Genomic DNA, 24,515 nt, shown 5'->3' with positions numbered 1-24,515 from the left:
GAGGCTACTTGCTCCGCTCGGCCGACTCGGCGCGACCCGGCGGTGTCAGCTTCCGTCCCCGCACCGACCACGGGTGCGGGCCTGCCTCGTAATAACCGTCCTGCCCGGGAAACTCGACCCGAATCGTTTCCTCGTCCGTGATGAGGGTCGGCAGGATCACCGGGATCTCCGGCTCCGCGGCGAGGACCGCTGCCACCGAATCGAAGTTCTGCAACGCCGTCAGCTGACTCCATGTGGGTGGGAGCAGGACGCTGCCGCCCCGCTTCCATGCGTCCAGGGCCGCCGCGGGGCTCAGCCACGTCACTTCCTCGGCTTCGGACGTGGCCCCGTCCGCGATCTGCCCGTCGGGAGCCGCAGCGACGAAGAACCGGGTGTCGTAACGCCGCCCTTCGCCGATCGGCGTGATCCAGTTCGCCCAGGGGCGCAGGAGGTCGGCTCTGAGCACGAGTTCCTCGCGTGCCAGGAACTCACTGAAGGAAAGTTCACGTCGTTCGAGCGCAGTGCGCGCCTGCGCGTAGTGCGACGTGTCGGCCACTACCGTGTCCGTGCTTCCGCCCGCGAGCAGCACGCCACATTCCTCGAATGTTTCACGTACCGCCGCGCACACCAGAGCCTTCGCCCGGGCGGGGTCGGTGGAGAAGCGTTCGGCCCACCACTCGACGGGAGGTCCGGCCCACTGCACGTCCGCCACGGCATCCGACGGGTCGACACCGCCTCCCGGAAACACCGTCATACCTCCGGCGAACGCCATGCCCTTGACGCGGCGCAGGAGAAATACCTCGATGCCGCGCCCTGGGAGTTCCGGTGTCGCATCCCGGATCAGGATGACCGTCGACGCGTCCTTCGGTGACACGTCGACGGCGTCGACTGCCGCCTGTTCTTGCTTCGAGACCATGATCTTGGAACCTACGCCTCCGGTGATGTGCGTCGCACCGGCACCCCACTGGAACAGGTGCCCGTTCCGACCCTCACGCCCGGTGGGCGCCCGGGATCCGGCTGCGCCGCGCGAAGTACCGTCCATCGACCTTGTCGAGGCTGATGGACTGGCTGAAGGCCTCACTGAGGTTCTCCGACGTGATCACGTCGTCGAGCAGACCCTGCGACACCACCCGGCCCTCGTTCAGGAGCAGCGCGTGGGTGAAGCCGGGTGGGATCTCCTCGACGTGGTGGGTGATGAGAACGGTTGCGGGAGCGTCGGGATCTGCAGCCAGGTCGGTCAGTCGCGCGACGAGTTCCTCTCGCCCGCCGAGGTCGAGTCCGGCGGCGGGTTCGTCGAGGAGGAGAAGTTCGGGGTCGGTCATCAGTGCACGGGCGATGAGCACGCGCTTGCGTTCCCCCTCGGACAGGGTGCCGTAGCTGCGATGGGCGAGGTGCTCGGCCCCGAGACTTTCGAGCATCTCGACCGCCCGCTCGGTATCCATGTCTTCGTACCGCTCCCGCCAGCGACCGAGTACGGCGTAGCCGGCGGACACGACGAGATCGCTCACCACCTCCTCGGCAGGCACCCGGTTCGCCAGCGCCGACGACGACAGCCCGATTCGCGGTCGTAGCTCGTTGATGTCGACTCGCCCGAGCCGTTCCCCCAGAAGGTGGGCGCTACCGCTCGTCGGATGCAATTCGGCAGCCGCGATGCGGAGCAACGAGGTCTTGCCGGCTCCGTTCGGGCCGAGGACCACCCATCGCTCGTCGAGCTCCACTTTCCAGGACACCGGCCCTACGAGAGTGTTACCCCCGCGCCGGAGGAGGACGTCGTCGAAATCGATGAGGAGATCAGGATCAGGTTGATGCACGGATCCATCTTCCCGCACATCTTCGGCGCATTCGCGGCAGGATCAGTTACGTGTCGTCTCACATCGATTCACGTGCCGGCGAGAGAGCGTCGTTCCCGCCGAGCCTGCGCCTGCCCGGATCGCCGTTTCCCCTGGGAGCACACGTGCGAGGCACCGGCACCCAGTTCTCGGTCCACGCTCCGGACGCGGAGCTGGTACAGGTGTGCCTGATTTCTCCAGACGGTGCGGAGACACGAATCGACCTCGTGCAGCGCACCTACGGAATCTGGCACGGGGTGGTGGACGGCGTCGGTCCCGGCCAGCGCTACGGCTACCGGGTCCACGGAGAGTGGAACCCCCGCGCGGGAGTCCGGATGAACCCCGCCAAACTCCTCGTCGATCCGTGGGCGAAACGCATTACCGGCGGGATCGGCGACCACCGTGCCCTGATCTCGCATGCCGGAGACCCGTTCGGCGAACGTTCGCGGCTCGACAGCCTCGGCCACGCGCCGCTGTCCGTGGTCACGCCCGCCGTCGCCCGGACCACCGGTCCCAGGATCGAAAGGCCCTGGGAGGAAACCGTCCTCTACGAACTGCACGTCGGCGCGTACACCGCCCGACATCGGGGCGTCCCTCCCCAGTACCGCGGCACGTATCTGGGACTGGCGGAGCCCGCCGTCATCGGTCACCTCGTTCGACTCGGGGTGACCGCGGTCGAGCTACTTCCGGTACATGCACACCTGACCGAACAGACGGTGCGTGAACGGGGAATGCGTAACCACTGGGGCTATTCGACAGCGTCGTTCTTCGCGCCCCATCCCGGCTACGCGGCAGTGGCCGGCGAGGAGATCGCCGAATTCCACACCATGGTCGACGCCCTGCACGCTGCCGGAATCGAGGTGATCCTCGACGTCGTCTACAACCACACGTGCGAAGAGGGCGTCGACGGGATCAGCCTCAGCTGGCGTGGTCTCGACGCCCCGGGCTACTACCTTCTCGATGCCGACGGCCGCGACGTCGACCTCACGGGATGCGGCAACACGGTGGACGCGCACTCCCCCATCGTCGTCCGGATGATCTGCGACAGCCTCCGGTACTGGGCACACGACATGGGGGTCGACGGCTTCCGTTTCGACCTGGCCTCCGCCCTCGGCCGACCCGGAGGAGGCCGATTCGACTCTCGCGCTTCGGTGTTCTCCGCCATCACCGCGGATCCTGTTCTGTCCCGCTGCAAACTCATCGCCGAACCCTGGGACGCCACCTCCGACGGATACCGGGTCGGGCACTTCGGCGCCCAGTGGTCGGAGTGGAACGACCGATACCGCGATACTGTCCGCCGCTTCTGGAACGGCAACACCGGCGTTCGCGAACTGGCCTCCAGAGTGGCCGGCTCGGAGGACCTGTTCCACAGTCGCCGGCCCTGGGCCTCCATCAACTTCGTGACCGCACACGACGGCTTCACCGCGGCGGACCTGGTCGCGTACCGGCGCAAGCACAACGAAGCCAACGGGGAGGACAATCGGGACGGCGCCGACCACAACGACTCCGTCAACCACGGGGTGGAAGGCCCCACCGACGACCCGTCGATCACCGACGCCCGCGAGCGTCATGTCCGCGCTCTGCTGGCCACCCTCGCCCTCTCCACGGGCACCCCGATGTTCACGGCAGGCGACGAATTCGGCCATTCGCTGGGCGGGAACAACAACGCGTACTGTGTCCCCGCCGACACTGCGCGCGAGGACTCCTGGGCGCTCGACTGGAGCACCGGTGACCGGACGCTCACCGCGTTCGTCACGCGCGCTCTCGATCTGCGCCGTGCGTCCCCCGCACTGCGGCAACCGGAATTCTTCGAAGGACGGCATACTCCCACCGGTCACCCGGACCTCGTGTGGTTCGGCGCCGACGGTGCGGAGATGGACGACGATGCGTGGCACGACGACTCACGCCGCACCCTGCAGGCATGGATCGACGGGTCCGACATCCGGTCCCACACCGAGGACGGATTTCAGCTCACCGACGACAACTGGCTCCTCGTCTTCCACTCCGGCGGACCGGTCGAGGTGGCATTGGGCAGCCCCGACTGGTTCTACGGAATCCTGCTCGCCGAATTCGATTCCAACTCCCCTGACGGCGCGCCGGAACCGGGTGGCCCCATTTCGGGAGACTCGACGATCAGACTGTCCGGACCCGGGCTGCTCGTCTTCCGAGCGGTCGGATAGAGACCGCCGGCACGCATCATCAACTGGATCAGCGGACCGATCCCCAGCGCGTAGACCACGGTCCCCACTCCCACGGTGCCGCCGAGCAGCCACCCGGTCGCCAGCACCGCAACTTCGATCGACGTCCGAACAAGGCGCACGGACAATCCGGTTCGTCGTACCAGACCGGTCATCAGTCCGTCCCGCGGTCCCGTACCCATACCGGCACCGATGTACAGCACGGTCGCCAGAGCGTTGAGCACGACACCACCGACCATCATCGCCACCTGCACGGCCGGCGACCCGACGGGCGGGAGAAGCACCAGTGAAGTGTCCACGGACACCGCAATGACCACAACGTTGGCGATCGTGCCGAATCCCGGCTTCTGACGCAGCGGAACCCAGAGCAGCAGAACAGCCGCACCGGTGAGGGCGGTCACGGCGCCGAAACTGAGCGACGTGCGGCCCGCGACGCCCTGATGGAATACATCCCACGGATCGAGGCCGAGGCCGGCGGTAATCATCATGGCCATCGAGAAGCCGTACAACCAGAGTCCGGCGAAGAGCGTTATCACGCGTCGAGCGAGCATGAGGGCCAGTGTTCCCCGATTGTTCCCGACGCCCCATAGCCAAGCCGCGGGTACTGGACCCGCCGCGGCTCACAGGGCGGCGATCACCGTCACGGATCCGGGAGCCACCTCGGTGAAACCGGCATCACGCACCGCGACCGCATGCCCCGCGGACTCGAGCTCGCGCAACGCCGTCCACCTCGCCGCATCGGCGTCACGGACGGCGCAGCGGTAACCCGTATCCGCCCAGTGCTTCGCAGCTTCGACGCTCATCGCTCCCGCGAGCAGCATCGACGCGTGGCCCACTTGTGCAGCGGCCTTCCCGACGGTCATGTCCAGGGTCGAGTCGATCCACAGCACGGGTGTCCCGCCGGGCGGCGGGCCGGGGTCGTCGTGCTCGAGGTCGGTTCCGCCGATCTGCAGCTTCTTGATGCGCGGGTCGAGCGCACCGACCGCGACGGGAACGAGTGCCCGCGCCTCGGCGCCGTCGACCTCCACGGTGATGCCGTCCACCTCCTGCGCGGCGCGCCACTGAGCACCGCGAGCCCGGCGCGACACCTTGCGGATGCGGGACCCCACCCATGCGAGGTAGTCGGAGCGCCAGGGGCCCGGTTGCCCGTCTGCATCGACGCCGACCCGTGGGTCGAGGCACAGCGCCACCGACGCCGTCGCGGCCGCCGCCAGCACCGCACTACGCGCAGGCGGGTTCGACTTCGGGATGTGCAGAACGATCGGCATCGCGAGCACCAGGGCAGGATCCTCGGGATCGGGCCGTCCACCGTAACCGGCCGCGAGGATCGCGTGGCGTGCCTCCCACAGCGCGGCGTCGCCGGTGATCGCGGCTGCACACGGTTCCGTCACGACAGGGGAACTCGTCTCACCACGCCGTCCACGGCGTCGGCGGCTTCGACCTCGTCCCGAGTGACGCCGAGGATGAACAGTACGGCGTCGAGGAAGGGATGCGAGAGCGCCGTGTCGGCGACCTCACGCAACGCCGGCTTGGCGTTGAAGGCGATACCGAGGCCTGCGGCATTGAGCATGTCGATGTCGTTGGCGCCGTCACCGACCGCGACCGTCTGCTCCATCGGCACGCCCACCTGGGCAGCGAACTTACGCAGCGCCGTGGCCTTGGCGGCCCGGTCGACGATGTCCCCCACGACTCGTCCGGTGAGCTTGCCGTCCACAATTTCGAGAGTATTGGCTTGAACGAAGTCGAGTTCCAGTTCGTGGGCGAGCCCCTCGATCACCTGACGGAAGCCACCCGACACCACCCCGCAGTGGAATCCGAGGCGTCGCAACGTGCGAATGGTGGTCCGGGCACCCGGCGTCAGTTCGAGGCCCTCGGCGACGTCGTCGATCACGGAGGCGTCGAGACCGGCGAGCGTCGCGACCCGCTGGTGCAGCGACTCGGTGAAGTCGATCTCGCCGCGCATCGCCGATTCGGTGACCGCACGGACTTCGTCTTCGACCCCGGCTCGCGCTGCGAGCATCTCGATGACCTCGCCTTGGACCAGGGTCGAGTCGACGTCGAAGACGATGAGCCGCTTGGCCCGGCGCGCAAGCCCACCCCGCTCGACCGCGATGTCGACGCTTTCCGCCACAGCAACCTCGGCCAGGACCGTGCGCAGCCGCTTGTCCACCGCCGGCGTCGCGGGAGCACTGACGAGGAGTTCGAGACCGGTCACCGGATAATCGGCGACGCCCCGGATGGAGTCGATGTTGACACTCAGCTTCGCCATCTCACGAGCGACCGATCGCAGGGCGCGCGCGGACACCGGAGAACCGAGAATGACCACCGCGTGTGTGGACAGCGACTGCCGGCCGGGGTCCGCCCCGATCTCGACATCCACCGACATCCCGACGGTGGCCATCGCCTCCTCCAGTTCCTCCTGGAGGGCTTCCCCGTCCTCCGGGCACGCCACGAGCACGCCGAGGGTCAGGCGGCCACGGATCACCACCTGTTCCACATCGAGCAGGCTCACGTCGTGGCGGGAGAGCGCCGCGAAGAGCACCGATGTGACACCGGGGCGGTCGGGCCCCGTGACGGTCACCAGGACAGTCGTGTCAGCTGCGCCCACTACGAACTCCGTTCGTGTTACTCACGCTGGAAAGAACTCCGTTCGTCTCACGTGCGCAGAAGCACGGAAGGTCGTCGTGCTCGCGCAGCTTGTCCGGCACCCATTGTGCCAAGGGAAAGGCCCCGCCCGATGGTGGGGCGGGGCCTTTCGGCAACGATCTGTATCAGCGGCCGGAGTCGGTGCCGGGCTCGCCTTCACCGCTCACGGTGAGCGGTGCGTGGCGTTCCTCCTCCAGGACCGTGCTGGCGTGCTTGCCGCCGTGCCCGGGTCCGACGTGCGCTTCTGCCTTCATCCGCTCCACCATGTGCGGGTAGTGCAGCTCGAACGCGGGACGCTCGGAGCGGATGCGCGGCAGTTCCGTGAAGTTGTGACGCGGCGGCGGGCAGGTGGTGGCCCACTCGAGCGAGTTGCCGTAACCCCACGGGTCGTCGACGGTGACGACCTCGCCGTACCGGTAGCTCTTGAAGACGTTCCAGATGAACGGGAGCGTCGAGGCACCGAGGACGAAGGCGAAGATGGTCGAGAACGAGTTCAGCATGGTGAACCCGTCCGACGGCAGGTAGTCGGCGTACCGGCGCGGCATGCCTTCGGCCCCGAGCCAGTGCTGCACCAGGAACGTGCCGTGGAAGCCGATGAACGTGGTCCAGAAGTGCCACTTGCCGAGGCGTTCGTCCATCATCCGCCCGGTCATCTTCGGGAACCAGAAGTAGATGCCGGCGTAGGTGGCGAACACGACCGTGCCGAAGACCACGTAGTGGAAGTGGGCGACCACGAAGTAGCTGTCGGTGACGTGGAAGTCGAGCGGCGGGCTGGCCAGGATGACGCCGGAGAGGCCACCGAAGAGGAAGGTGATCAGGAAGCCGACCGAGAACAGCATCGGCGACTCGAAGGTCAATTGACCCTTCCACATGGTGCCGATCCAGTTGAAGATCTTTACACCCGTCGGCACCGCGATCAGGAAGGTCATGAACGAGAAGTACGGCAGCAGCACCGCGCCCGTGGCGTACATGTGGTGCGCCCACACCGCGATCGACAGGGCAGCAATCGCGATCGTCGCGTACACCAGACCGCTGTAGCCGAAGATCGGCTTACGGCTGAAGACCGGGAAGATTTCCGAGACGATGCCGAAGAACGGCAGCGCGATGATGTACACCTCGGGGTGACCGAAGAACCAGAACAGGTGCTGCCACAGCAGCACACCGCCGGTAGCCGGATCGAAGATGTGGCCACCGAGGTGACGGTCGACGAACAGACCCAGCAGCGCGGCCGTCAGCAGCGGGAACGCCAGCAGGATCAGGATGCTGGTGATGAAGATGTTCCAGGTGAAGATCGGCATGCGGAACATGGTCATACCCGGGGCGCGCAGGCAGATCACCGTGGTGATCATGTTGACGCCACCGAGGATGGTGCCGAGCCCGGACAGGGCGAGGCCCATGATCCACAGGTCGGCACCGACACCCGGGGAGTGCAGGGCACTGGTGAGCGGCGTGTACGCCGTCCAGCCGAAGTCGGCTGCGCCGCCCGGAGTGATGAAGCCTGCGGTCGCGATGATCGCGCCGAACAGGTACAGCCAGTAGCTGAAGGCGTTCAGTCGCGGGAAGGCAACGTCGGGTGCACCGATCTGGAGCGGCAGGATGTAGTTGGCGAAGCCGAAGACGATCGGGGTCGCGTACAGCAGCAGCATGATCGTGCCGTGCATGGTGAACAGCTGGTTGAACTGCTCGTTCGACAAGAACTGCATACCGGGCACAGCGAGCTCGGCACGCATCATCAGGGCCATCAGACCGCCGATGAGGAAGAAGATGATCGAGGTCGTCAAATACATGATCCCGAGCACCTTGGGGTCGGTGGTCGTGATCATTTTGAAGATGAACGAGCCCTTGGGTCCCTGCCGCGGCGGGTAAGGCCTGGCTGCAGCTATCGCGGGGACTGGCTGGGGCGCTACGGCAGTCACTGATCCTCCTGAATGCGCGTCCGTCCCCGGGCTGCGAGGCGAACGGTCTCTGGCTTGCGCTCATCGAATCGTAGACGGTGCCCCGAGCGGCCTCGGACTCGGTCCTACCTCCTGTCGTACTTACCCCGGCTCAGCGCCCACGGGGGTATCGCCGACCAGCGGATTGTCTGCAGGAGCGTGCTCTTTCTCACCCGAGACGGCGTGTCGCGGATGTCGGTGGGAGAGGCAGGGAGACCACCAGGATTCGGACTTTTCCGGTGCTAAGGTATCGCTCACCTAACTTCTACCAGGAGCTTCAAGTGAACATTCTTTCCCGACGCCGCGCCCTGGCCGCCGTCGTCGCTCTCGCGGCCGCGGTCGCCGTCACGTCCTGTTCCAGCAGCGACGACGCGTCCTCCACGTCCGACGCCGCCGCATCGGCGCAGTTCCCCCGCACGGTCGAACACTTCCGCGGCAGCACCGAGATTCCCGCCGCACCGCAGCGGGTCGTGGCCCTCGACAACAGCTTCACCGATGCCGTACTCCTGCTCGAGACGCCGCTCGTCGGGTATGTCGACTACCGGGACCCCGGGCTGCCCGACTACCTCGGCAGCACCCGCGACGAGTACGCAGCCGAAGCCGAGTCGGTGGGCGAGGTGAGCAGCGCGAGCCTCGAGAAGATCGCCGCACTGCAGCCGGACCTCATCATCTCGGCCGAGGTTCGCGACGGAAAGAACTACGAACAGCTGTCGGCCATTGCGCCGACCGTCTTCACCGAGACGACCGGTCCCACGTGGAAGGAGAACATCCGTCTCGTCGGTCAGGCGCTCGGCAAGGAAGAACTCGCCAACGAGAAGATCGCCGCCTACGAGTCGCGCGCCGCGGCCGTCGGTGCCGACATCAACACCAAGGCGTCGAATCCGGTGGTATCGGTGATCCGATTCGCCGGTGAACCCACCGCCCGCCTCTATCGCACCACCTCCTTCAGCGGCATCGTGCTCGAGGATGCGGGCATTGCCCGGCCCGCCAGCCAGGGACCGGACCCGGCCGACCCGACCAGCATCATGCAGTCGATCAGCCCGGAGCTGCTCAGCGAGGCCGACGGCGACGTGATCTTCGTCAGCACCTGGCAGGATCCGGCGGGAGAGAGCGCCGAAGCCGCCCGCCCCTTCCTCGAAAGCCCGCTGTGGCAGACGCTGCAGGGCCGCAAGGTCGACGTCGACGACGCCCACTGGATGTCGCCCGTCAGCATCCAGGGCGCGCACCTGATTCTCGACGACCTGTCGGACACGTTCGAGGTCGACAAGCACAGCGGCTAACCTGAACGCGCCCGCTCACACAGGAAGTCGCCGCATTGTCCCTTCGCAGGTTTTCGACCGTCCGCCGCGCGTCCATCGGTCTCGTTGCCGGTGTCGCCGCCTTCGCTCTCGCCGGCTGCTCCCAACCGGCCGACGACGACCCCGCGTCCTCGATCGTCCGGACCACGACGAAGATTGCGGGCGCGGCGGTGGTCGGCATCGAGAGGGACACCACGACGGCGTGCCCGGAGCCGGCACCGGTCGACCCGGAGCTGGCGGGGTCGACGACGCATCGGGTGGTCCATACGACGGGTACGAGTGAGGTGCCCGCCGATCCGCAGCGAATCGTGGTACTCGACAGTGCCGCGCTGGACGCGGTGTGCGCACTCGGTCTGTGGGAACGCGTCGTCGGCGCCGCCACGAGCGGCGACGGCGATTCCCCACAGCCGGGGTACCTCGGCACGGGCATCTCCGAACTTCCGAGTGTCGGGCCGGCCGGCGCACCGGACGTCGCCCGGATCGCGCAGGCGGCGCCGGATGTGATCCTCGGTTCGAGTCCGGCCACCGGCGCACTGTACGGCGAGCTCTCCCCCATCGCACCCACCGTGTTCGTCGGTTCCGACCCCGTGTACTGGAAGACGCAGTTCCTCCTCGCGGGCAACGCCCTCGGCCGGGCCGATGCCGCCGCAGCCGCGCTCGAGCGATACCAGGCGGACGCGAAGCAACTCGGCATCGATATCGACGCCGCCCAAACCCAGGCCTCCATCGTGCGTTTCGACGCCGACAGTCTGGAGGTGGAGGGACCGGCGGCGTTCGCCGGTCAGGTACTCACCGACGCGGGAGTCCGCAGGCCCGCCTACCAGAACCTCGACGGCGCGGTGACCGAAACGATCGACGATGCCGAACTCGACCGCGCCGAAGGCGATCTCATCTATGCCGTCCTCGTCGGCAAGGACGGCACCGAGCACGCCGAGGAGGTCATGTCCGGGCAAGCGTGGGAAGACCTCGGGGCCGCCGCCGACAGTCGCGTGTTCGCCGTCGAGGGCGAGGTCTGGAACGGCAACGGCCTGGTGGCCGCGCGGGCTGTGCTGACCGATCTCCGGAACACCCTGAACGGATACGCCGGCTAGGAGAACTGTGCCCGTCCCGGAGTTCGTAGCTGCACTACGCAGGCATGTCGGACACGCGCCGCTGTGGTTGTCGGGAGTGAGCGTCGTCGTCCGCGACGACGACGGGCGGCTACTGCTGACCCGCCGCGCCGACAACGGCCGGTGGGCGGTGGTGTCAGGCGTTCTCGAACCCGGTGAGGAGCCCGGGCCCGCGGCGCTCCGGGAAGTACGCGAAGAGACCGGCGTCGACGCGGAACTGGTGCGCATCACCAGCGTCGATGTGACCGGACCCATCACCTATCCCAACGGCGATGTCGCGCAGTACCTCGACGTGTGCTTCCTCGCGCGTTACATCGGCGGAGCCGCAGCGGTGTCCGACGACGAGAACCTCGAGGTGGCATGGTTTTCCCCGGAGTCAGTGCCGTCCGACCTCACCCCGTCTTCGCGACTTCGACTCGAGAAAGCGCTGCAGGACGTGCCGGAGGCGTGGTTCCAGCGCTGAACGCAGTTCGCCCAATGTCGCACCGGTGCAGTCGAACTGCGCCGGTGCGGCATTGGGCGAAGCTGTCGGAGGCGTTTAGAAATCCCGAGCGGGTCGCTCTAGAAGTCCCGAGCGGGTCGCTCTAGAAGTCCCGAGCGGGTCGCTCTAGAAGTCCCGAGCGGGTCGCTCTAGAAGTCCCAGTCTTCGTCTTCGGTGTTGACGGCCTTACCGATGACGTAGGAGCTGCCGGAGCCGGAGAAGAAGTCGTGGTTCTCGTCGGCGTTGGGTGAGAGCGCGGACAGGATGGCCGGGTTGACGTCCGTCTCGTCCTTCGGGAACAGACCCTCGTAGCCGAGGTTCATCAACGCTTTGTTGGCGTTGTACCGCAGGAATTTCTTGACGTCCTCGGTGAGACCGACCTCGTCGTAGAGGTCCTGGGTGTAGTCGACCTCGTTGTCGTAGAGCTCGAAGAGCAGCTCGAACGTGTAGTTCTTCAGGTCGTCGCGCTCGGCCTCGGTGAGCTGCTCGAGACCCTTCTGGTACTTGTAGCCGATGTAGTACCCGTGTACGGCCTCGTCGCGGATGATGAGACGGATGAGGTCGGCGGTGTTGGTGAGCTTGGCGCGCGACGACCAGTACATCGGCAGGTAGAAGCCGGAGTAGAACAGGAAGCTCTCGAGCAGGGTGGACGCCACCTTGCGCTTGAGCGGCTCGTCGCCCTGGTAGTAGTCCATGACGATCTCGGCCTTGCGTTGCAGGTTCGGGTTCTCCTCGGACCAGCGGAAGGCGTCGTCGATGTCGCGGGTGGAGCACAGCGTCGAGAAGATCGAGCTGTAGCTCTTCGCGTGCACCGACTCCATGAACGCAATGTTGGTGTACACCGCCTCCTCGTGCGGGGTGATCGCATCGGGGATGAGGCTGACCGCACCCACGGTGCCCTGAATGGTGTCGAGGAGCGTCAGCCCCGTGAACACCCGCATCGTGAGCTGCTTCTCCTGCGCCGTGAGCGTGCCCCACGACGGAATGTCGTTGGACACCGGGACCTTTTCGGGCAGCCAGAAGTTGCCGACGAGGCGGTCCCACACCTCGGCGTCCTTCTCGTCCTGGACGCGGTTCCAGTTGATCGCGGATACGCGACTCACCAGCTTGACCATTGAATCCTCACTTCGTTCGGCTGTGAGTACTTGTCAACCGCCGCCGGTTGATAAGTACTCACGGGCGGCGGAGCCGCCTACAGCATGCAGGAAACGCAACCTTCGACCTCGGTGCCTTCGAGGGCCATCTGACGCAGACGGATGTAGTACAGCGTCTTGATCCCCTTGCGCCACGCGTAGATCTGCGCCTTGTTGATGTCGCGGGTGGTGGCGGTGTCCTTGAAGAACAACGTCAGCGACAACCCCTGGTCCACGTGCTGGGTGGCCGCGGCGTAGGTGTCGATGATCTTCTCGTAGCCGATCTCGTACGCGTCCTGGTAGTACTCCAGGTTGTCGTTGGTCAGGTACGGCGCCGGGTAGTAGACGCGGCCGATCTTGCCTTCTTTGCGGATCTCGATCTTCGACGCCACCGGGTGAATGGAGCTGGTGGAGTAGTTGATGTAGGAGATCGACCCGGTGGGCGGGACCGCCTGGAGGTTCTGGTTGTAGATGCCGTGCTTCTGCACCGACGCCTTCAGCTCACGCCAGTCGTCCTGGGTGGGGATGTGCACACCGGAGTCGGCGAAGAGTTGACGCACCTTGTCCGTCTTCGGCTCCCACACCTGATCGGTGTACTTGTCGAAGTACTCGCCGGACGCGTACTGCGACTGCGGGAAGCCCTTGAAGTACGTTCCCCGCTCGATGGCAATCCGGTTGGACGCCTGCAGCGCATGGAACACCACGGTGTAGAAGTAGATGTTCGTGAAGTCGATGCCCTCGTCGGAGCCGTAGTAGATCCGCTCGCGCGCCAGGTACCCGTGCAGGTTCATCTGGCCGAGCCCGATGGCGTGAGAGTCGTTGTTGCCCTCCTCGATCGACGGCACCGAGTAGATGTGCGTTTGATCGGACACCGCGGTCAGTCCGCGAATCGCCACCTCGATGGTCCGCGCGAAGTCCGGCGAGTCCATCGTCTTGGCAATGTTCAGCGACCCCAGGTTGCAGGAGATGTCCTTGCCCACCTTGCTGTACGAGAGGTCGTCATTGAACAGCGACGGCGTCGACACCTGCAGGATTTCGGAGCACAGGTTGGAGTGCGTGATCTTGCCCTCGATGGGGTTGGCCCGGTTCACCGTGTCCTCGAACATGATGTACGGGTAGCCCGACTCGAACTGCAGCTCGGCGATGGTCTGGAAGAACTCGCGCGCCTTGATCTTCGACTTCCGGATCCGCTTGTCGTCGACCATTTCGTAGTACTTCTCGGTGACGTTGATGTCCGCGAACGGAACGCCGTAGATGCGTTCGACGTCGTACGGCGAGAACAAATACATGTCCTCGTTCTTCTTCGCCAGCTCGAAGGTGATGTCCGGGATGACCACGCCGAGCGAGAGCGTCTTGATGCGGATCTTCTCGTCGGCGTTCTCACGCTTGGTGTCGAGGAACCGGTAGATGTCCGGATGGTGGGCGTGCAGGTACACCGCGCCCGCACCCTGACGCGCCCCGAGCTGGTTGGCGTAGGAGAAGGAGTCTTCGAGGAGCTTCATGATGGGGATGACACCCGAGCTCTGATTCTCGATTCGCTTGATCGGAGCGCCGTGTTCACGAACATTGGTGAGCAGCAACGCGACTCCGCCGCCGCGCTTGGACAACTGCAGGGCGGAGTTGATGGAGCGGCCGATCGACTCCATGTTGTCCTCGATACGGAGGAGGAAGCAGGAGACGGGTTCACCGCGCTGCTTCTTGCCGGAGTTGAGGAACGTGGGGGTGGCGGGCTGGAAGCGTCCGGCGATGATCTCGTCGACCAGCTTGGTGGCCAGGTCCTCGTCACCTGCTGCAAGGGTGAGCGCCACCATGCACACTCGGTCTTCGAACCGCTCGAGGTAGCGCTTTCCGTCGAACGTCTTGAGCGTGTACGAGGTGTAGTACTTGAAGGCGCCCAGGAACGTCGGGAAGCGGAACTTCTTGGAATACGCGTGGTCGATCAGAAACTTCACGAAGGCACGCGAGTACTGGTCGAGCACCTCGGGCTCGTAGTAGTTCTCCTCGACGAGATAATCGAGCTTCTCGTCGAGGTTGTGGAAGAACACCGTGTTCTGGTTGACATGCTGCAGGAAGTACTGGCGGGCCGCGGCGACATCCTTGTCGAACTGGATCTCGCCGTTCGGCCCGTACAAGTTGAGCATCGCGTTGAGCGCGTGGTAGTCGAGACCGTTCGTCGAGTCCCCACCGCGCGCGTCACGCTCTACGCTCCCCGCATCGATGGTGTCTGTGATGGTCGGCGCCACAGCTCCTGCTCCTTGTCGTCTAAGTGTTCCCAGAATTCACCCAGACCGACCTTCACCCGTTCGACGTCCTCGGCTGTGCCCATGAGTTCGAAGCGGTAGAGGTAGGGAACGTGACACTTCTGAGAAATGATGTTTCCTGCAAAGCAATAGGACTCACCGAAATTGGTGTTTCCCGCCGCGATCACTGCTCGGATCAGCGACCTGTTGTGTGGATTGTTGAGAAATCGGATGACGGGCTTCGGGACGTAACTGGTGTCCCTACCCATCGCCGTGGTCCCGCCGCCGTACGTGGGGAGGATCAAGACGTAGGGCTCGTGCACCTCGAAGGTGCCGTCGCGGTCGTGGATGGGTATGCGCGTCGCAGGCACCCCGAGCCGCTGAACGAATCGGTGCGTGTTCTCCGAGGCGCTGGAGAAGTACACCAGCGAAGTCATCGGTACTCACCATCTCGAGTGAAACTGTCGGTCAGTGCTGCTCCGGAATCGGTTCGCTCTCGCTCGCGGAGGGTGCGATCGTGTCGCTTCAAGCAGCGTTTGCCGAGAGGGTCTTGATGCGATCGGGCCGGAAGCCCGACCAGTGCTCGTCACCGGCTACGACCACGGGCGCCTGCAGGTATCCCAGCGCCATCACGTAGTCCCGGGCTTCGGCGTCTTCGGTGATGTCGACGACGGCGTAGTCGATACCCTCCTTGTCGAGGGCCCGGTAGGTGGCATTGCACTGAACGCAAGCGGGCTTGGTGTAGACGGTGATGCTCATGAAGTCCCTCTTTCCACTGCCGAAAATGGAGCTGACGAAGTGTGTGTTCAGCACCCGAGATCTCCCCTGATCGAGAGGACGGTCACCCCAGCGGAGGGGTTCACCGAGCCGATTCCCGTAGTGGTCTCTCAGTGCTCAAGACACTACACCTAGTGGCCGACAGAAACACTTAACCCGAGATGTTGTGAGTCACATCGATGAAATTCCCTGGTCGACATCTGCTGAACCACAAATTTCGCCATCCCGTCGGCGTGTCGCGCATCACATTTTCGGCGGGCCTCGGAACGCTCCCGCCTGCGCGATTCGCACACCCGAGGCTCGAGGAGCCTACGTCACCTGTGAGCAGGCTCCAGCATTCCCCAGCGCCCCGAGCAGTGGACTGTCGCGACCCTCATTTCAACCGGCTTCCGCTCGACCCGGTCGGCGGACGGCGGCCTTCGGTCGAGACCCGACTCCCCCGCCGCCGCGTGCACCCGGCGCCCCAGCCTCCACCGCCGCTTGCCGGCCGGTAACTGCCTGCCTCCCGGTACCGTGACCGGATGCCCGTGCACTCCTCCGAGCAACCCGACCGCTGGGCGCCCGTCGTCCGCACGGAGCGGGTGACGCCGAACATGCAGAGGATCACCCTGTCTGGTGGTGATCTGACGGAGTTCGAGTCGAGTGGCGTGCCCGACGAGCGCGTATTGCTCGCCTTTCCGCCCGGTGGCGCGGAGCAGAGGAGCTTCACCGTCCGCCGCTGGGACCCGTCGTCCTGCGAGATGGACATCGATTTCGCCGTCCACGCGGGCGGCGCTGCGATTCGGTGGGCGCTACAGGCGTCGCCAGGCGATGTTCTGGGGTTCTCGGCCGCCGCCGGCTGGTATTCACCGCCCAGCGATACGGCATGGCAACTTCTCGTCGCGGACATGACCGGTTTACCTGCCGTCGGCCGGATTGTGGAGGAATTGCCCGGTTCGGCGCACGTGCACGTGATCGCCGAGATCACGTCCGCCGAGGATCGGCAGCAGTTCACCACCGAGGCCGACGTGACGGTCACCTGGTTGCACGGCAGCGGCAACGGCACCGGACGCAGCAGGCTGGCGGAGGCTGCACGCACCTGGCCGCGACCCTCCGAGCCGGGATACGTGTGGTTCGCGGGCGAAGCGCGTACATCCCGAGACGTACGCCGCCGGCTGCGCCACGAATTGGTCTGGCCGGCGAATCGATATGACGTCATGGGTTATTGGCGCGAGAACAAGGAGGACTGGGTCGCGCGGTACGAGACGGTCCGTGAGCAGATAGAAGCCGCCAGGGACTCTGCCCTGGCGGCCGGTGAAGACTTCGACGCGGTGCGGGACGCCGTCGACGCAGCCCTCGAGAGATCCGGGCTGTAGCGACGGCGGTCCCGCGAGCGACTCAGGCGTCGACGAGCTGCTTGGTGGCGTCCACGAGGCTGGTCACGACATCGGCGACCTGCTGTGCGACCTCGGCGTTCTCCCGCGGGTGGCGGTCACCGAACTTGTCGATCGTGCCGCCGATGGCGAGCGTGACGTCCTCGAGCACCTTGCCGCCGGCGATACGGACGGCCTTGCGGGTGTCTTCATGGGCCCACTGTGCGCCGTTGCCGCTGGGGGACGCGCTGATGACGGCGACCGGCTTGTCCTTGACGGCGCCGGTTCCGTACGGACGGGAGATCCAGTCGATGGCGTTCTTGAGCACGGCGGGAATCGTGCCGTTGTACTCGGGGGTGAGGATGAGAAGCGCATCGGCGCGGCCGGCGGCGTCACGCAACGCCTCGACGGCGGGGAGGGAACCTGCGACGTCGATGTCCTCGTTGTAGAAGGGCACCTCACCGAGCCCTTCGAACACGGTGACGTCGGTCCCTGCCGGAGCAACCGAGACTGCCGTCTCGGCGAGCTGGCGGTTGACCGACGCGGCTCGCAGGCTGCCGACGAGTACGAGAATGTTGGTCTTCGACATGTCAATTTCCTTCGATGGTGCGGTGGGCGACTCGGGAACAGGTATATCACCTAAACGGACCACGGTCCACTTACATTCCCCGCCGCGGTAGGATTGCGCCGTGACCCGCCTCCTCCTTCCCCAGATCGGGGTCGAACCGCCCGAACGGTGTGATGCCGCACGTAATCGGCGGCTCCTGCTCGATGCTGCGGCCCTCTTGGTGTCCGAGCGGGGCGTCGACGCGGTGACGATGGACGCCGTCGCATGCAAGGCCGGTGTGGGCAAGGGCACAGTGTTCCGCCGGTTCGGAAGCCGATCGGGACTCATGCTCGCCCTCCTCGACCATTCCGAGCGCGAACTCCAGCAGGCGTTCATGTTCGGACCCCCACCGCTGGGGCCGGGCGCCGACCCGGTCGAACGGCTCATCGCCTACGGCCGGGCGCGCATCGCCACCGTCGAGGTCGAGGGCGAGGTCCGGCGGGCCGCGGAGAATTCTCCGGGCACCCGTTTCGCCGCGCCGGCTCGCGCAGTGTCGGTGACGCACGTCGTGTCGCTGCTCCGCGAGGCGGGCGTCGAAGGAGATCACGAACTGCTGGCGTGCTCGCTCCTCGCACCCCTCGAGGCGACGCTCGTACTGCACGAGATCCGCGACCTCGGGATGTCGACCGAGCGCCTCGAGGCTGCCTGGGAGGATCTCGTCAGGCGTGTCACCCGCGCCTGACGGTCACAGGGCGCGCAGCCACAGCGCCAACTCCCTGGCGCTCGCGTCGATGCGCGCCGGCCAGTCGAGCGCCGAGTCGTCAGCCGTATCGCTCACGTGCTTGACGAGGCGGCATTGTGCACCGACCTGTGCGCACGCGTAGGCGACGGCGAAACCTTCCATGTCGACGAGATCGGCCCGCTCCGCGAGCACGTCGCGCACCCCCGCGTCCGATACGAAGACGTCCCCCGTTGCAAGCACCGAGCCGTCCCCCTCCGGCATCTCGAGCCGGTCCGCGACCTCGTGCCCCAAGGCCCGGATGGCGTCGCCGCTGATGTCGTGGTTGAGCACGGTCGACGGCGTGAAGAGGCCACTGTGGTGTTCGTGCAGGGCTCCCGCGGTGCCGATGTTGACCACCAGCGGTTTCTGCGACGACGGATAGTCGCCGAGCGCCTTCGCGACGGCCACCGCAGCGCTCACCTTGCCGATGCCCGTGAGCAGCACGTCGAACTCCGGTGGGACGTGCACCGCCTCCGCCTTGGTAGCGCTGACGACGAGGATGTCCGATCTGCTCATGCGCGGAACCGTACCGGGCCTTCCCCATACTGCGTCCCACGTGCCCACTCGCTACAGTTTCTGACATGGCGAATCTACGTGCGCAGATACTCGAGGAACTCGGTGCCCAGCCCACCATCGACGCGGCGAAAGAAATTCGCACCCGCGTCCAGTTCCTGAAGGAGTACCTCCTGTCGACGCCCGCGAAGGGCTTCGTTCTGGGCATCAGCGGCGGCCAGGACAGCACTCTTGTCGGGCGTCTCGCTCAACTCGCGGCGAGCGAACTGCGAGAGGAGGGACACGAGGCCGAGTTCATCGCTGTCCGTCTTCCCTACGGCACCCAGGCGGACGAGTCGGACGCACAGATCGCGCTGAAGTTCATCCAGCCCGACCGGTCGGTGTCGGTCAACGTCAAACCCGGCGCCGACGCCACTGCCAAGGAATCGGCCTCAGCCCTGCGGGACATCCTCGGCGACGGCGGCGAGCTGCGCGACTTCGTCCGCGGAAACATCAAGGCCCGAGAGCGCATGGTCATCCAGTACTCGATCGCGGGGCAACTCGGCTACCTCGTACTCGGTACCGACCATGCAGCTGAGGCCATTACCGGGTTCTTCACCAAGTACGGCGACGGTGGCGTGGACGTCACTCCCCTGACCGGCCTCTCCAAGCGTCAGGGCGGCGCCCTGCTCCGCGAGCTGGGGGCACCGGAGACCACCTGGAAGAAGGTGCCCACCGCCGATCTCGAGGACGACCGCCCGGCGCTCCCCGACGAGGAGGCGCTCGGTCTGACCTACACGCAGATCGACGACTACCTCGAGGGCAAGGACGTTTCCCCGGAGGTCGCCGAGAAGCTGGAGACCATGTACCTGAACACGCGTCACAAGCGCACGGTCCCCGTCACACCTCTCGACACCTGGTGGCGGTGATCCGGTGACCCTGGTTCTGGTCGCGGGCGGTACCGGTACGGCGGGCAGGCAACTGGTCAAGGAGTTGCTTGCCCGCGGGCACTCGGTCCGTGTCCTCACTCGGCACGGTGGTGCGCCGGGCACCGAGATCGTCCATGTCCACGGCGACTTGGTGACGGGCGAGGGGCTCGCAGAGGCGCTGGACGGGGTCGACGTGGTGGTGGACACGACCGACGGCAAAACCCGCCGCACTCGGGCCGTGCTGGACGAGGGCGCCACCAATCTGCTGGCGACAGCGGACGGTGCGGGTGTGCGACGCGCGGTGCTGCTGTCCATCGTGAACGTCGACCGCGGCGAGTTCGCCTACTATCAGGCCAAGCGACGGCAGGAACGGGTCTACGAGAGCTCGCCGCTCGACACAGTCGTCGTGCGCGCCACCCAGTTTCACGACTTCATTCCCATGGTCGCGAAGCCGCCGAGCCATGTCGGGGTGATTCCGGCATTCGCGAGAACGCGATTCCAGTCGATCGACACCCGCGATGTCGCGCGGGCGCTGGCGGACGCCGCTCTGGCGACCGAGCCGGCGTCCGAGGGTCTCGTCACCATCGGCGGCCCGGAAGTCCGCACGGCCCGTGACCTCGTCGTGGCATGGAAGAAAGCCACGGGGACGCGCGGACTCGTCATCGACGTGCCCCTGCCGGGAGCACTGGGTTCCTTCCTGAGGGCAGGGCACAACCTGGCTCCGGGAAAAGAGTTCGGGTCGATCACCTTCGACCGGTGGCTGGCCGACACGACGACGGCCTGAGCGGCTCCGGAGTGCTGTAACTCCTCTAGCCTCCCGCGAACGGCGGCAGGACGTCCACCTGGTGTCCGGCGGTGCGCGTGAGGTCGCGCGTGAGCTCTGAATCGACGAGGAAGGCCGCCACCGACAGCACCCGCTCCATGTCGGCTCCGTACTTGGCGACGAGGGCGGTCTTCACCTGACCGAGTGGGGCGTCCGTCGGCAGATCGAGGGTTTCCTTCGTGCAACCGGCGGCGTCGGCGGCCGCCGCGAAATACCGCACCGAAATGCCTGTCACCGTGTCAACCACCGATAGCTCCCATACTGCGCTGCGGCGGCGCGAATCCGTCCGCATTGATTCCGTGTCCCGCCCACTTGTTCCACATCGCGCCACGCCACAACTGGGCCAGGTCCTCGTCGCCGGCACCGGAACGCAGTGCCCCCCGCAGGTCGACCTCCTGGTCACTGAACAGGCACGACCGTACCGTTCCCTCGGCGGTCAGACGGGTTCGGTCGCAGTCGGAGCAGAACGAGCGGGTGACCGACGCAATGATCCCCACGGTGGCCGGACCACCGTTCACCAACCACTCCTCCGCCGGTGCGGACGCGTCCTCCCTCCCGTGTTCCACGAGGGTGAACCGCTCACCCAGAACCGACAGCAACCGGTCGGCGGACACCATCTGCTCACGTGCCCACTCGTGGTCCGCGTCGAGGGGCATCTCCTCGATGAAGCGGAGCGCAATCCCTTCGGTCAGGCACCATTCGAGGAGATCCGCCGCCCCCGCGAGTGTCTCGGGCATCAGAACTGCGTTGACTTTGAGCGGCGCCAGGCCTGCATCGGCGGCGGCCCGGATCCCAGCGATCACCGACGGCAACCGATCGCGTCGCGTGAGCCTGGCGAAGTGCTTCCTGTCGATCGAGTCGAGGGAGACGTTGACGCGGGTGAGGCCGGCGCGGGCGAGTGCAGCAGCCCGGTGTTCGAGCCCGACTGCGTTGGTGGTCATCGACAGCGGCACACCCGGAACCCGTTCGGCGCACCCGGCGATCATGGCTTCGAGGTCGGCGCGCATCAGCGGCTCGCCACCGGTGAACCGGACCTCCCGGACCCCGAGCTGATGCACCGCGATACCCACCAACCGGACGATTTCCTCAGCCGTGAGCAGATTGTGCGCCGGGATGGCCGGCAGGCCTTCCTCCGGCATGCAATAGGTGCAGCGCAACGAGCATTTCTCGGTGATCGACACCCGAAGGTCGCGCGCTACCCGACCGAATCTGTCGACGAGGTCCCCCACATCGGGGCGGCCCGCGAGCGAGACGGCCGACCGCACGGTGGGAATACCCATCTCCACCATTGTCATCGCGTTGCCTTTCCCCGCATTGGTCCAGTATGCCGTGAGGCGGTGATCCGTGCCGCACCGCCGTGCATAGGATTGGTAACCATGGCCGGAGGAACGTCGTGACCACGCGGACGGTGGAGCAGCATGCTCAGCACGTCGCCGAACTTCTCGCACCGCTCCATACGCGCCCCGGCGAGGAGATTCCACTCGGTGAGGCGCTGGGACGCGCCCTCGCCGCCGACGTCCATTCACCCGTCGATCTGCCCCTGTTCCGGAACTCCCAGATGGACGGCTACGCCGTCGACGCCGCATCCATCACGACGGTCCCTGTGATGCTGCCCGTGCGCGGGGTGATCGCGGCCGGGCCGGCCGAACCCGTCACGCACCTTCCCGGCACGGCCTACCGAATCATGACCGGAGCACCGGTTCCGCCGGGCGCGGACGCGATCGTCCCCGTCGAGGACACAGTCACCTCGGATGGCGAGGTGCGGATCGAAAAAACCCGCTCGGCCGGGGAATTCGTGCGCGAACGTGGCAGCGACGTCCGGGCGGGAACCCTTCTCCTCGCCGCGGGCAGCCTTCTCGCTGCCCGTCACATCGCCGTGCTCGCCGCTGTCGGGCTGCAGCGCGTATCGGTACGCCCGCGGCCGCGTGTCGCGGTGATCACCACAGGCGCCGAACTCGTCGACGCGGGAAGCGCACTGCGTCCCGGCCAGATCTACGATTCGAACGGCATCGCACTGGCGTCGAGTGCACGAGCCAACGGTGCAGAGGTGGTCTCCATCGCCCGTAGCACCGACGACCCCGCCGAGTTCCGCACCCTGCTCGCCGAGGCGGTCCTCACCGCCGATGTCGTGCTGACTTCCGGCGGTGTATCGATGGGCGACTTCGAGGTGGTGAAGGAAACGCTGTCCCCGCTCGGCGCTCAGTTCGCTCACGTGGCCATGCAGCCGGGCGGACCGCAGGGGACAGCCGTGGTCAACGGCGTCCCGGTATTGAATTTCCCGGGCAATCCGGTGAGTACCCTCGTCTCCTTCGAGATCTTCGCCCGTCCCGACATTCGCCGCGCAGCGGGCCTTCCTCCCACGGAAGCCGTGGAGGGGCCGCTCGCGGCGCCGCTCACCTCCGTCCGAGGTAAGCGGCAGTTCCTCCGCGCTCGCCGCACCGACACCGGGGTAGAACTCGTCGCCGGTCCGGGCTCACATCTTGTCGCAGCGATGGCGTGGGCGGATGTCCTCGTCGATGTTCCCGCCGATGTCACCGCACTCGACGCCGGCCAACTCGTGAAGGTGATTCCCCTATGAGCGATTTGACGCACCTCGACGGCGAGGGTCGTGCACGCATGGTCGATGTGAGCGCGAAAGCCGATACCACCCGGACTGCCGTGGCGGAAGGACGACTCGTCACGACCCCCGAGGTCATTGCGCTCGTCCGGGCCGACGATCTCCCCAAGGCAGATGTACTCGCGACCGCCCGGATTGCGGGTATCTCGGGTGCGAAGAAGACGTCCGAGCTCATTCCGTTGTGCCATCAGCTTGCGCTCTCGTCGGTCAAGGTGGAGTTCGGATTCGCCGACGATGCCATCACGATCGAGGCGACAGCGAAGACGAAAGGGCCGACCGGCGTCGAAATGGAGGCACTGACCGCAGTGGCTGTGGCCGGGCTGACTCTGCACGACATGGTGAAGGCCGTGGATCCCGCTGCCACCCTGGACGGTGTCCGCTTGCTCACGAAAGACGGCGGCAAACGCGGGCACTGGACCCGGGAGCCGGCGACCGACTCGGCATCACCGAGAGGGCGCACTGCCGCGGTCCTGGTCGCCTCCACAGGCGGCGCCGCGGGCACGCGGGAAGACACGACCGGTCCGGCCATCACCGCCTGGCTCGACGAACGCGGGTTCCGGACGCGCGGCCCCCTGGTCTACGCCGACGCCGAGATCGCGGCCGGCCTCGCCGACGCGCTGTCCGGCAGCCCCGCACTGGTCATCACCACCGGCGGGACGGGTGTCTCCCCCACCGACGCCACTCCCGAAGCCACCCGGGCCGTACTCGACCGCGAACTGCCCGGCGTCGCGGATGCCATCCGCAATCGGGGAACGACAGTGACGCCGCATGCATCTCTGAGCCGGGGACTCGCCGGTGTGTCGAACGGCACAGTGATCGTGAATCTGCCGGGTTCACCGGGCGGAGTGAAGGATGGACTTGCGGTGCTCGACCCCATCGTCGATCACCTTCTCGCACAGATCGCCGGTGGAGGTATGCACGATGAGTGACATTCTTGCCCAGATTTCGGACCTGCCCCTGGACGCGGCCGTTGTCGATGCGGCCGTGGCGGGACCGGAACACGGCGCGGTAGTCGTCTTCACCGGGGTGGTACGTAATCACGATGCCGGACAATCCGTTTCGGCACTCGAGTATCAGGCACACCCCGATGCCGAGCGCTTTCTCCGCACGTGTTGTGAGGAGGTTGCGTCGTCGACGGGACTGCCTGTTGCCGCGGTCCACCGGGTGGGTGCGCTGACCGTCGGGGACCTGGCGCTCGTGGCTGCCGTAGCCGCACCGCACCGGGCCGAGGCGTTCGCGGCCTGCGCCGAACTCGTCGAACGGATCAAGCACGAGGTCCCCATCTGGAAGCGGCAGCATTTCGCCGACGGCGCGTCCGAATGGGTGGGACTGTGAGTCCTGAGTCGGACC

Annotated in this window: 24 protein-coding genes; 11 read left to right on the top strand and 13 right to left on the bottom strand. The window is 66.2% G+C overall.

The features are described 5' to 3' along the window. Positions 1-4: 4 nt before the first annotated feature. Together R4P95_RS07070 and R4P95_RS07065 are read right to left on the bottom strand one after the other, a co-directional pair. Positions 5-895, bottom strand: a complete 891-nt coding sequence (locus R4P95_RS07070; protein ID WP_317746613.1) for an NUDIX domain-containing protein — start codon at positions 893-895, stop codon at positions 5-7. A 73-nt stretch (positions 896-968) separates the two neighbouring features. Continuing rightward, positions 969-1,790: an ABC transporter ATP-binding protein gene (locus R4P95_RS07065; protein ID WP_159926041.1), complete on the bottom strand. Its 822-nt coding sequence runs from the start codon at positions 1,788-1,790 to the stop codon at positions 969-971. 50 nt (positions 1,791-1,840) lie between these two features. On the opposite strand from R4P95_RS07065, the gene glgX reads away from it, so the two are divergent. Beyond that, on the top strand, positions 1,841-3,988 hold the full coding sequence (glgX, locus tag R4P95_RS07060) for a glycogen debranching protein GlgX (protein WP_317746483.1): 2,148 nt from the start codon (positions 1,841-1,843) through the stop codon (positions 3,986-3,988). Between the two features lie 638 nt (positions 3,989-4,626). Here glgX and R4P95_RS07055 read toward each other — a convergent pair. The 3 genes from R4P95_RS07055 to ctaD form a co-directional block, all read right to left on the bottom strand. Then, positions 4,627-5,397 (bottom strand): aminoacyl-tRNA hydrolase, encoded by a 771-nt coding sequence (locus R4P95_RS07055; protein ID WP_317746482.1) that lies wholly within the window; start codon positions 5,395-5,397, stop codon positions 4,627-4,629. Beyond that, positions 5,394-6,614, bottom strand: coding sequence for a phosphoserine phosphatase SerB (gene serB, locus R4P95_RS07050; RefSeq protein ID WP_317746480.1), 1,221 nt, complete (start codon positions 6,612-6,614; stop codon positions 5,394-5,396). The genes R4P95_RS07055 and serB overlap by 4 nt, the downstream gene beginning before the upstream one ends. A gap of 163 nt (positions 6,615-6,777) precedes the next feature. Next, positions 6,778-8,568 carry a cytochrome c oxidase subunit I gene (gene ctaD, locus R4P95_RS07045; protein ID WP_317840471.1) on the bottom strand — a complete coding sequence of 597 codons (1,791 nt, stop codon included), beginning with the start codon at positions 8,566-8,568 and terminating at the stop codon, positions 6,778-6,780. Between the two features lie 299 nt (positions 8,569-8,867). Here ctaD and R4P95_RS07040 point away from each other — a divergent pair, with 299 nt between their 5' ends. The 3 genes from R4P95_RS07040 to R4P95_RS07030 are packed head-to-tail and all read left to right on the top strand — an operon-like array spanning position 8,868 to position 11,456. Then, entirely contained in the window at positions 8,868-9,866 is a 999-nt protein-coding gene (locus tag R4P95_RS07040) for an ABC transporter substrate-binding protein (RefSeq protein ID WP_213571608.1), read from the top strand. A 35-nt stretch (positions 9,867-9,901) separates the two neighbouring features. Further along, entirely contained in the window at positions 9,902-10,975 is a 1,074-nt protein-coding gene (locus tag R4P95_RS07035; RefSeq protein ID WP_317746477.1) for an ABC transporter substrate-binding protein, read from the top strand. Positions 10,976-10,982: 7 nt separating this feature from the next. Then, the gene (locus tag R4P95_RS07030; RefSeq protein WP_317746474.1) at positions 10,983-11,456 is read left to right on the top strand and encodes an NUDIX domain-containing protein; all 474 of its coding nucleotides are present in this window, start codon (positions 10,983-10,985) and stop codon (positions 11,454-11,456) included. Between the two features lie 167 nt (positions 11,457-11,623). Here R4P95_RS07030 and nrdF read toward each other — a convergent pair whose 3' ends face one another. The 4 genes from nrdF to R4P95_RS07010 form a co-directional block, all read right to left on the bottom strand. Further along, entirely contained in the window at positions 11,624-12,589 is a 966-nt protein-coding gene (gene nrdF / locus R4P95_RS07025; RefSeq protein WP_015890191.1) for a class 1b ribonucleoside-diphosphate reductase subunit beta, read from the bottom strand. A 77-nt stretch (positions 12,590-12,666) separates the two neighbouring features. Beyond that, positions 12,667-14,850, bottom strand: a complete 2,184-nt coding sequence (gene nrdE, locus R4P95_RS07020; RefSeq protein ID WP_397504355.1) for a class 1b ribonucleoside-diphosphate reductase subunit alpha — start codon at positions 14,848-14,850, stop codon at positions 12,667-12,669. After that, positions 14,808-15,284: a class Ib ribonucleoside-diphosphate reductase assembly flavoprotein NrdI gene (nrdI, locus tag R4P95_RS07015; RefSeq protein WP_159926029.1), complete on the bottom strand. Its 477-nt coding sequence runs from the start codon at positions 15,282-15,284 to the stop codon at positions 14,808-14,810. The genes nrdE and nrdI overlap by 43 nt, the downstream gene beginning before the upstream one ends. An 88-nt stretch (positions 15,285-15,372) precedes the next feature. Next, entirely contained in the window at positions 15,373-15,606 is a 234-nt protein-coding gene (locus R4P95_RS07010; protein ID WP_109335193.1) for a redoxin NrdH, read from the bottom strand. A 539-nt stretch (positions 15,607-16,145) separates the two neighbouring features. Between R4P95_RS07010 and R4P95_RS07005 the strand changes: the two genes are divergently transcribed. Then, entirely contained in the window at positions 16,146-16,979 is an 834-nt protein-coding gene (locus R4P95_RS07005; RefSeq protein ID WP_317746473.1) for a siderophore-interacting protein, read from the top strand. 22 nt (positions 16,980-17,001) lie between these two features. Here the strand turns inward: R4P95_RS07005 and R4P95_RS07000 are convergent, their stop codons facing one another. Further along, a complete protein-coding gene (locus R4P95_RS07000) occupies positions 17,002-17,565 on the bottom strand; it encodes an NAD(P)H-dependent oxidoreductase (protein WP_159926025.1) in 564 nt (187 codons plus the stop codon). Positions 17,566-17,665: 100 nt separating this feature from the next. Between R4P95_RS07000 and R4P95_RS06995 the strand changes: the two genes are divergently transcribed. Next, complete coding sequence (locus R4P95_RS06995; protein WP_317746472.1) at positions 17,666-18,265, top strand: TetR/AcrR family transcriptional regulator; 600 nt, start codon at positions 17,666-17,668, stop codon at positions 18,263-18,265. A gap of 3 nt (positions 18,266-18,268) precedes the next feature. Here R4P95_RS06995 and R4P95_RS06990 read toward each other — a convergent pair whose 3' ends face one another. After that, positions 18,269-18,820, bottom strand: coding sequence for a nucleosidase (locus R4P95_RS06990; protein WP_317746471.1), 552 nt, complete (start codon positions 18,818-18,820; stop codon positions 18,269-18,271). A 65-nt stretch (positions 18,821-18,885) separates the two neighbouring features. On the opposite strand from R4P95_RS06990, the gene nadE reads away from it, so the two are divergent. Both nadE and R4P95_RS06980 read left to right on the top strand, forming a co-directional pair. Next, positions 18,886-19,725, top strand: coding sequence for an ammonia-dependent NAD(+) synthetase (nadE, locus tag R4P95_RS06985; protein ID WP_213571601.1), 840 nt, complete (start codon positions 18,886-18,888; stop codon positions 19,723-19,725). 4 nt (positions 19,726-19,729) lie between these two features. Then, positions 19,730-20,509, top strand: coding sequence for an SDR family oxidoreductase (locus R4P95_RS06980; protein ID WP_213571600.1), 780 nt, complete (start codon positions 19,730-19,732; stop codon positions 20,507-20,509). Positions 20,510-20,534: 25 nt separating this feature from the next. Here R4P95_RS06980 and R4P95_RS06975 read toward each other — a convergent pair whose 3' ends face one another. Next, on the bottom strand, positions 20,535-20,795 hold the full coding sequence (locus R4P95_RS06975) for a MoaD/ThiS family protein (protein ID WP_213571599.1): 261 nt from the start codon (positions 20,793-20,795) through the stop codon (positions 20,535-20,537). Further along, complete coding sequence (gene moaA, locus R4P95_RS06970) at positions 20,788-21,843, bottom strand: GTP 3',8-cyclase MoaA (RefSeq protein WP_250764675.1); 1,056 nt, start codon at positions 21,841-21,843, stop codon at positions 20,788-20,790. The genes R4P95_RS06975 and moaA overlap by 8 nt, the downstream gene beginning before the upstream one ends. Positions 21,844-21,941: 98 nt before the next feature. Between moaA and glp the strand changes: the two genes are divergently transcribed. From glp to R4P95_RS06955, 3 genes are read left to right on the top strand one after another with little or no spacing between them, the layout of a single operon-like run. Next, complete coding sequence (gene glp, locus R4P95_RS06965) at positions 21,942-23,126, top strand: gephyrin-like molybdotransferase Glp (RefSeq protein ID WP_109331132.1); 1,185 nt, start codon at positions 21,942-21,944, stop codon at positions 23,124-23,126. Then, positions 23,123-24,094, top strand: a complete 972-nt coding sequence (gene moaCB / locus R4P95_RS06960; RefSeq protein ID WP_213571597.1) for a bifunctional molybdenum cofactor biosynthesis protein MoaC/MoaB — start codon at positions 23,123-23,125, stop codon at positions 24,092-24,094. Before glp ends, moaCB begins: the two co-directional genes overlap by 4 nt. Next, a complete protein-coding gene (locus R4P95_RS06955) occupies positions 24,087-24,500 on the top strand; it encodes a molybdenum cofactor biosynthesis protein MoaE (protein ID WP_159926009.1) in 414 nt (137 codons plus the stop codon). Before moaCB ends, R4P95_RS06955 begins: the two co-directional genes overlap by 8 nt. Positions 24,501-24,515 lie beyond the last annotated feature (15 nt).

The sequence above is a fragment of the Rhodococcus sp. IEGM 27 genome, assembly GCF_033142305.1.
Taxonomy (GTDB): Bacteria; Actinomycetota; Actinomycetes; order Mycobacteriales; family Mycobacteriaceae; genus Rhodococcus_F; species Rhodococcus_F oxybenzonivorans.
The sequence above is the reverse complement of the archived record's forward strand: the minus strand, read 5'-3'. Positions and strand labels throughout refer to the sequence as shown.

Coding starts and splice junctions, on each gene's coding strand:
- R4P95_RS07070 (WP_317746613.1), bottom strand. CDS start 895: ATGGTCTCGAAGCAAGAACAGGCGGCAGTCGACGCCGTCGACGTGTCA.
- nrdF (WP_015890191.1), bottom strand. CDS start 12,589: ATGGTCAAGCTGGTGAGTCGCGTATCCGCGATCAACTGGAACCGCGTC.
- nrdI (WP_159926029.1), bottom strand. CDS start 15,284: ATGACTTCGCTGGTGTACTTCTCCAGCGCCTCGGAGAACACGCACCGA.
- R4P95_RS07010 (WP_109335193.1), bottom strand. CDS start 15,606: ATGAGCATCACCGTCTACACCAAGCCCGCTTGCGTTCAGTGCAATGCC.
- R4P95_RS07005 (WP_317746473.1), top strand. CDS start 16,146: ATGCCCGTGCACTCCTCCGAGCAACCCGACCGCTGGGCGCCCGTCGTC.
- R4P95_RS07000 (WP_159926025.1), bottom strand. CDS start 17,565: ATGTCGAAGACCAACATTCTCGTACTCGTCGGCAGCCTGCGAGCCGCG.
- R4P95_RS06990 (WP_317746471.1), bottom strand. CDS start 18,820: ATGAGCAGATCGGACATCCTCGTCGTCAGCGCTACCAAGGCGGAGGCG.
- nadE (WP_213571601.1), top strand. CDS start 18,886: ATGGCGAATCTACGTGCGCAGATACTCGAGGAACTCGGTGCCCAGCCC.
- moaA (WP_250764675.1), bottom strand. CDS start 21,843: ATGACAATGGTGGAGATGGGTATTCCCACCGTGCGGTCGGCCGTCTCG.
- moaCB (WP_213571597.1), top strand. CDS start 23,123: ATGAGCGATTTGACGCACCTCGACGGCGAGGGTCGTGCACGCATGGTC.
- R4P95_RS06955 (WP_159926009.1), top strand. CDS start 24,087: ATGAGTGACATTCTTGCCCAGATTTCGGACCTGCCCCTGGACGCGGCC.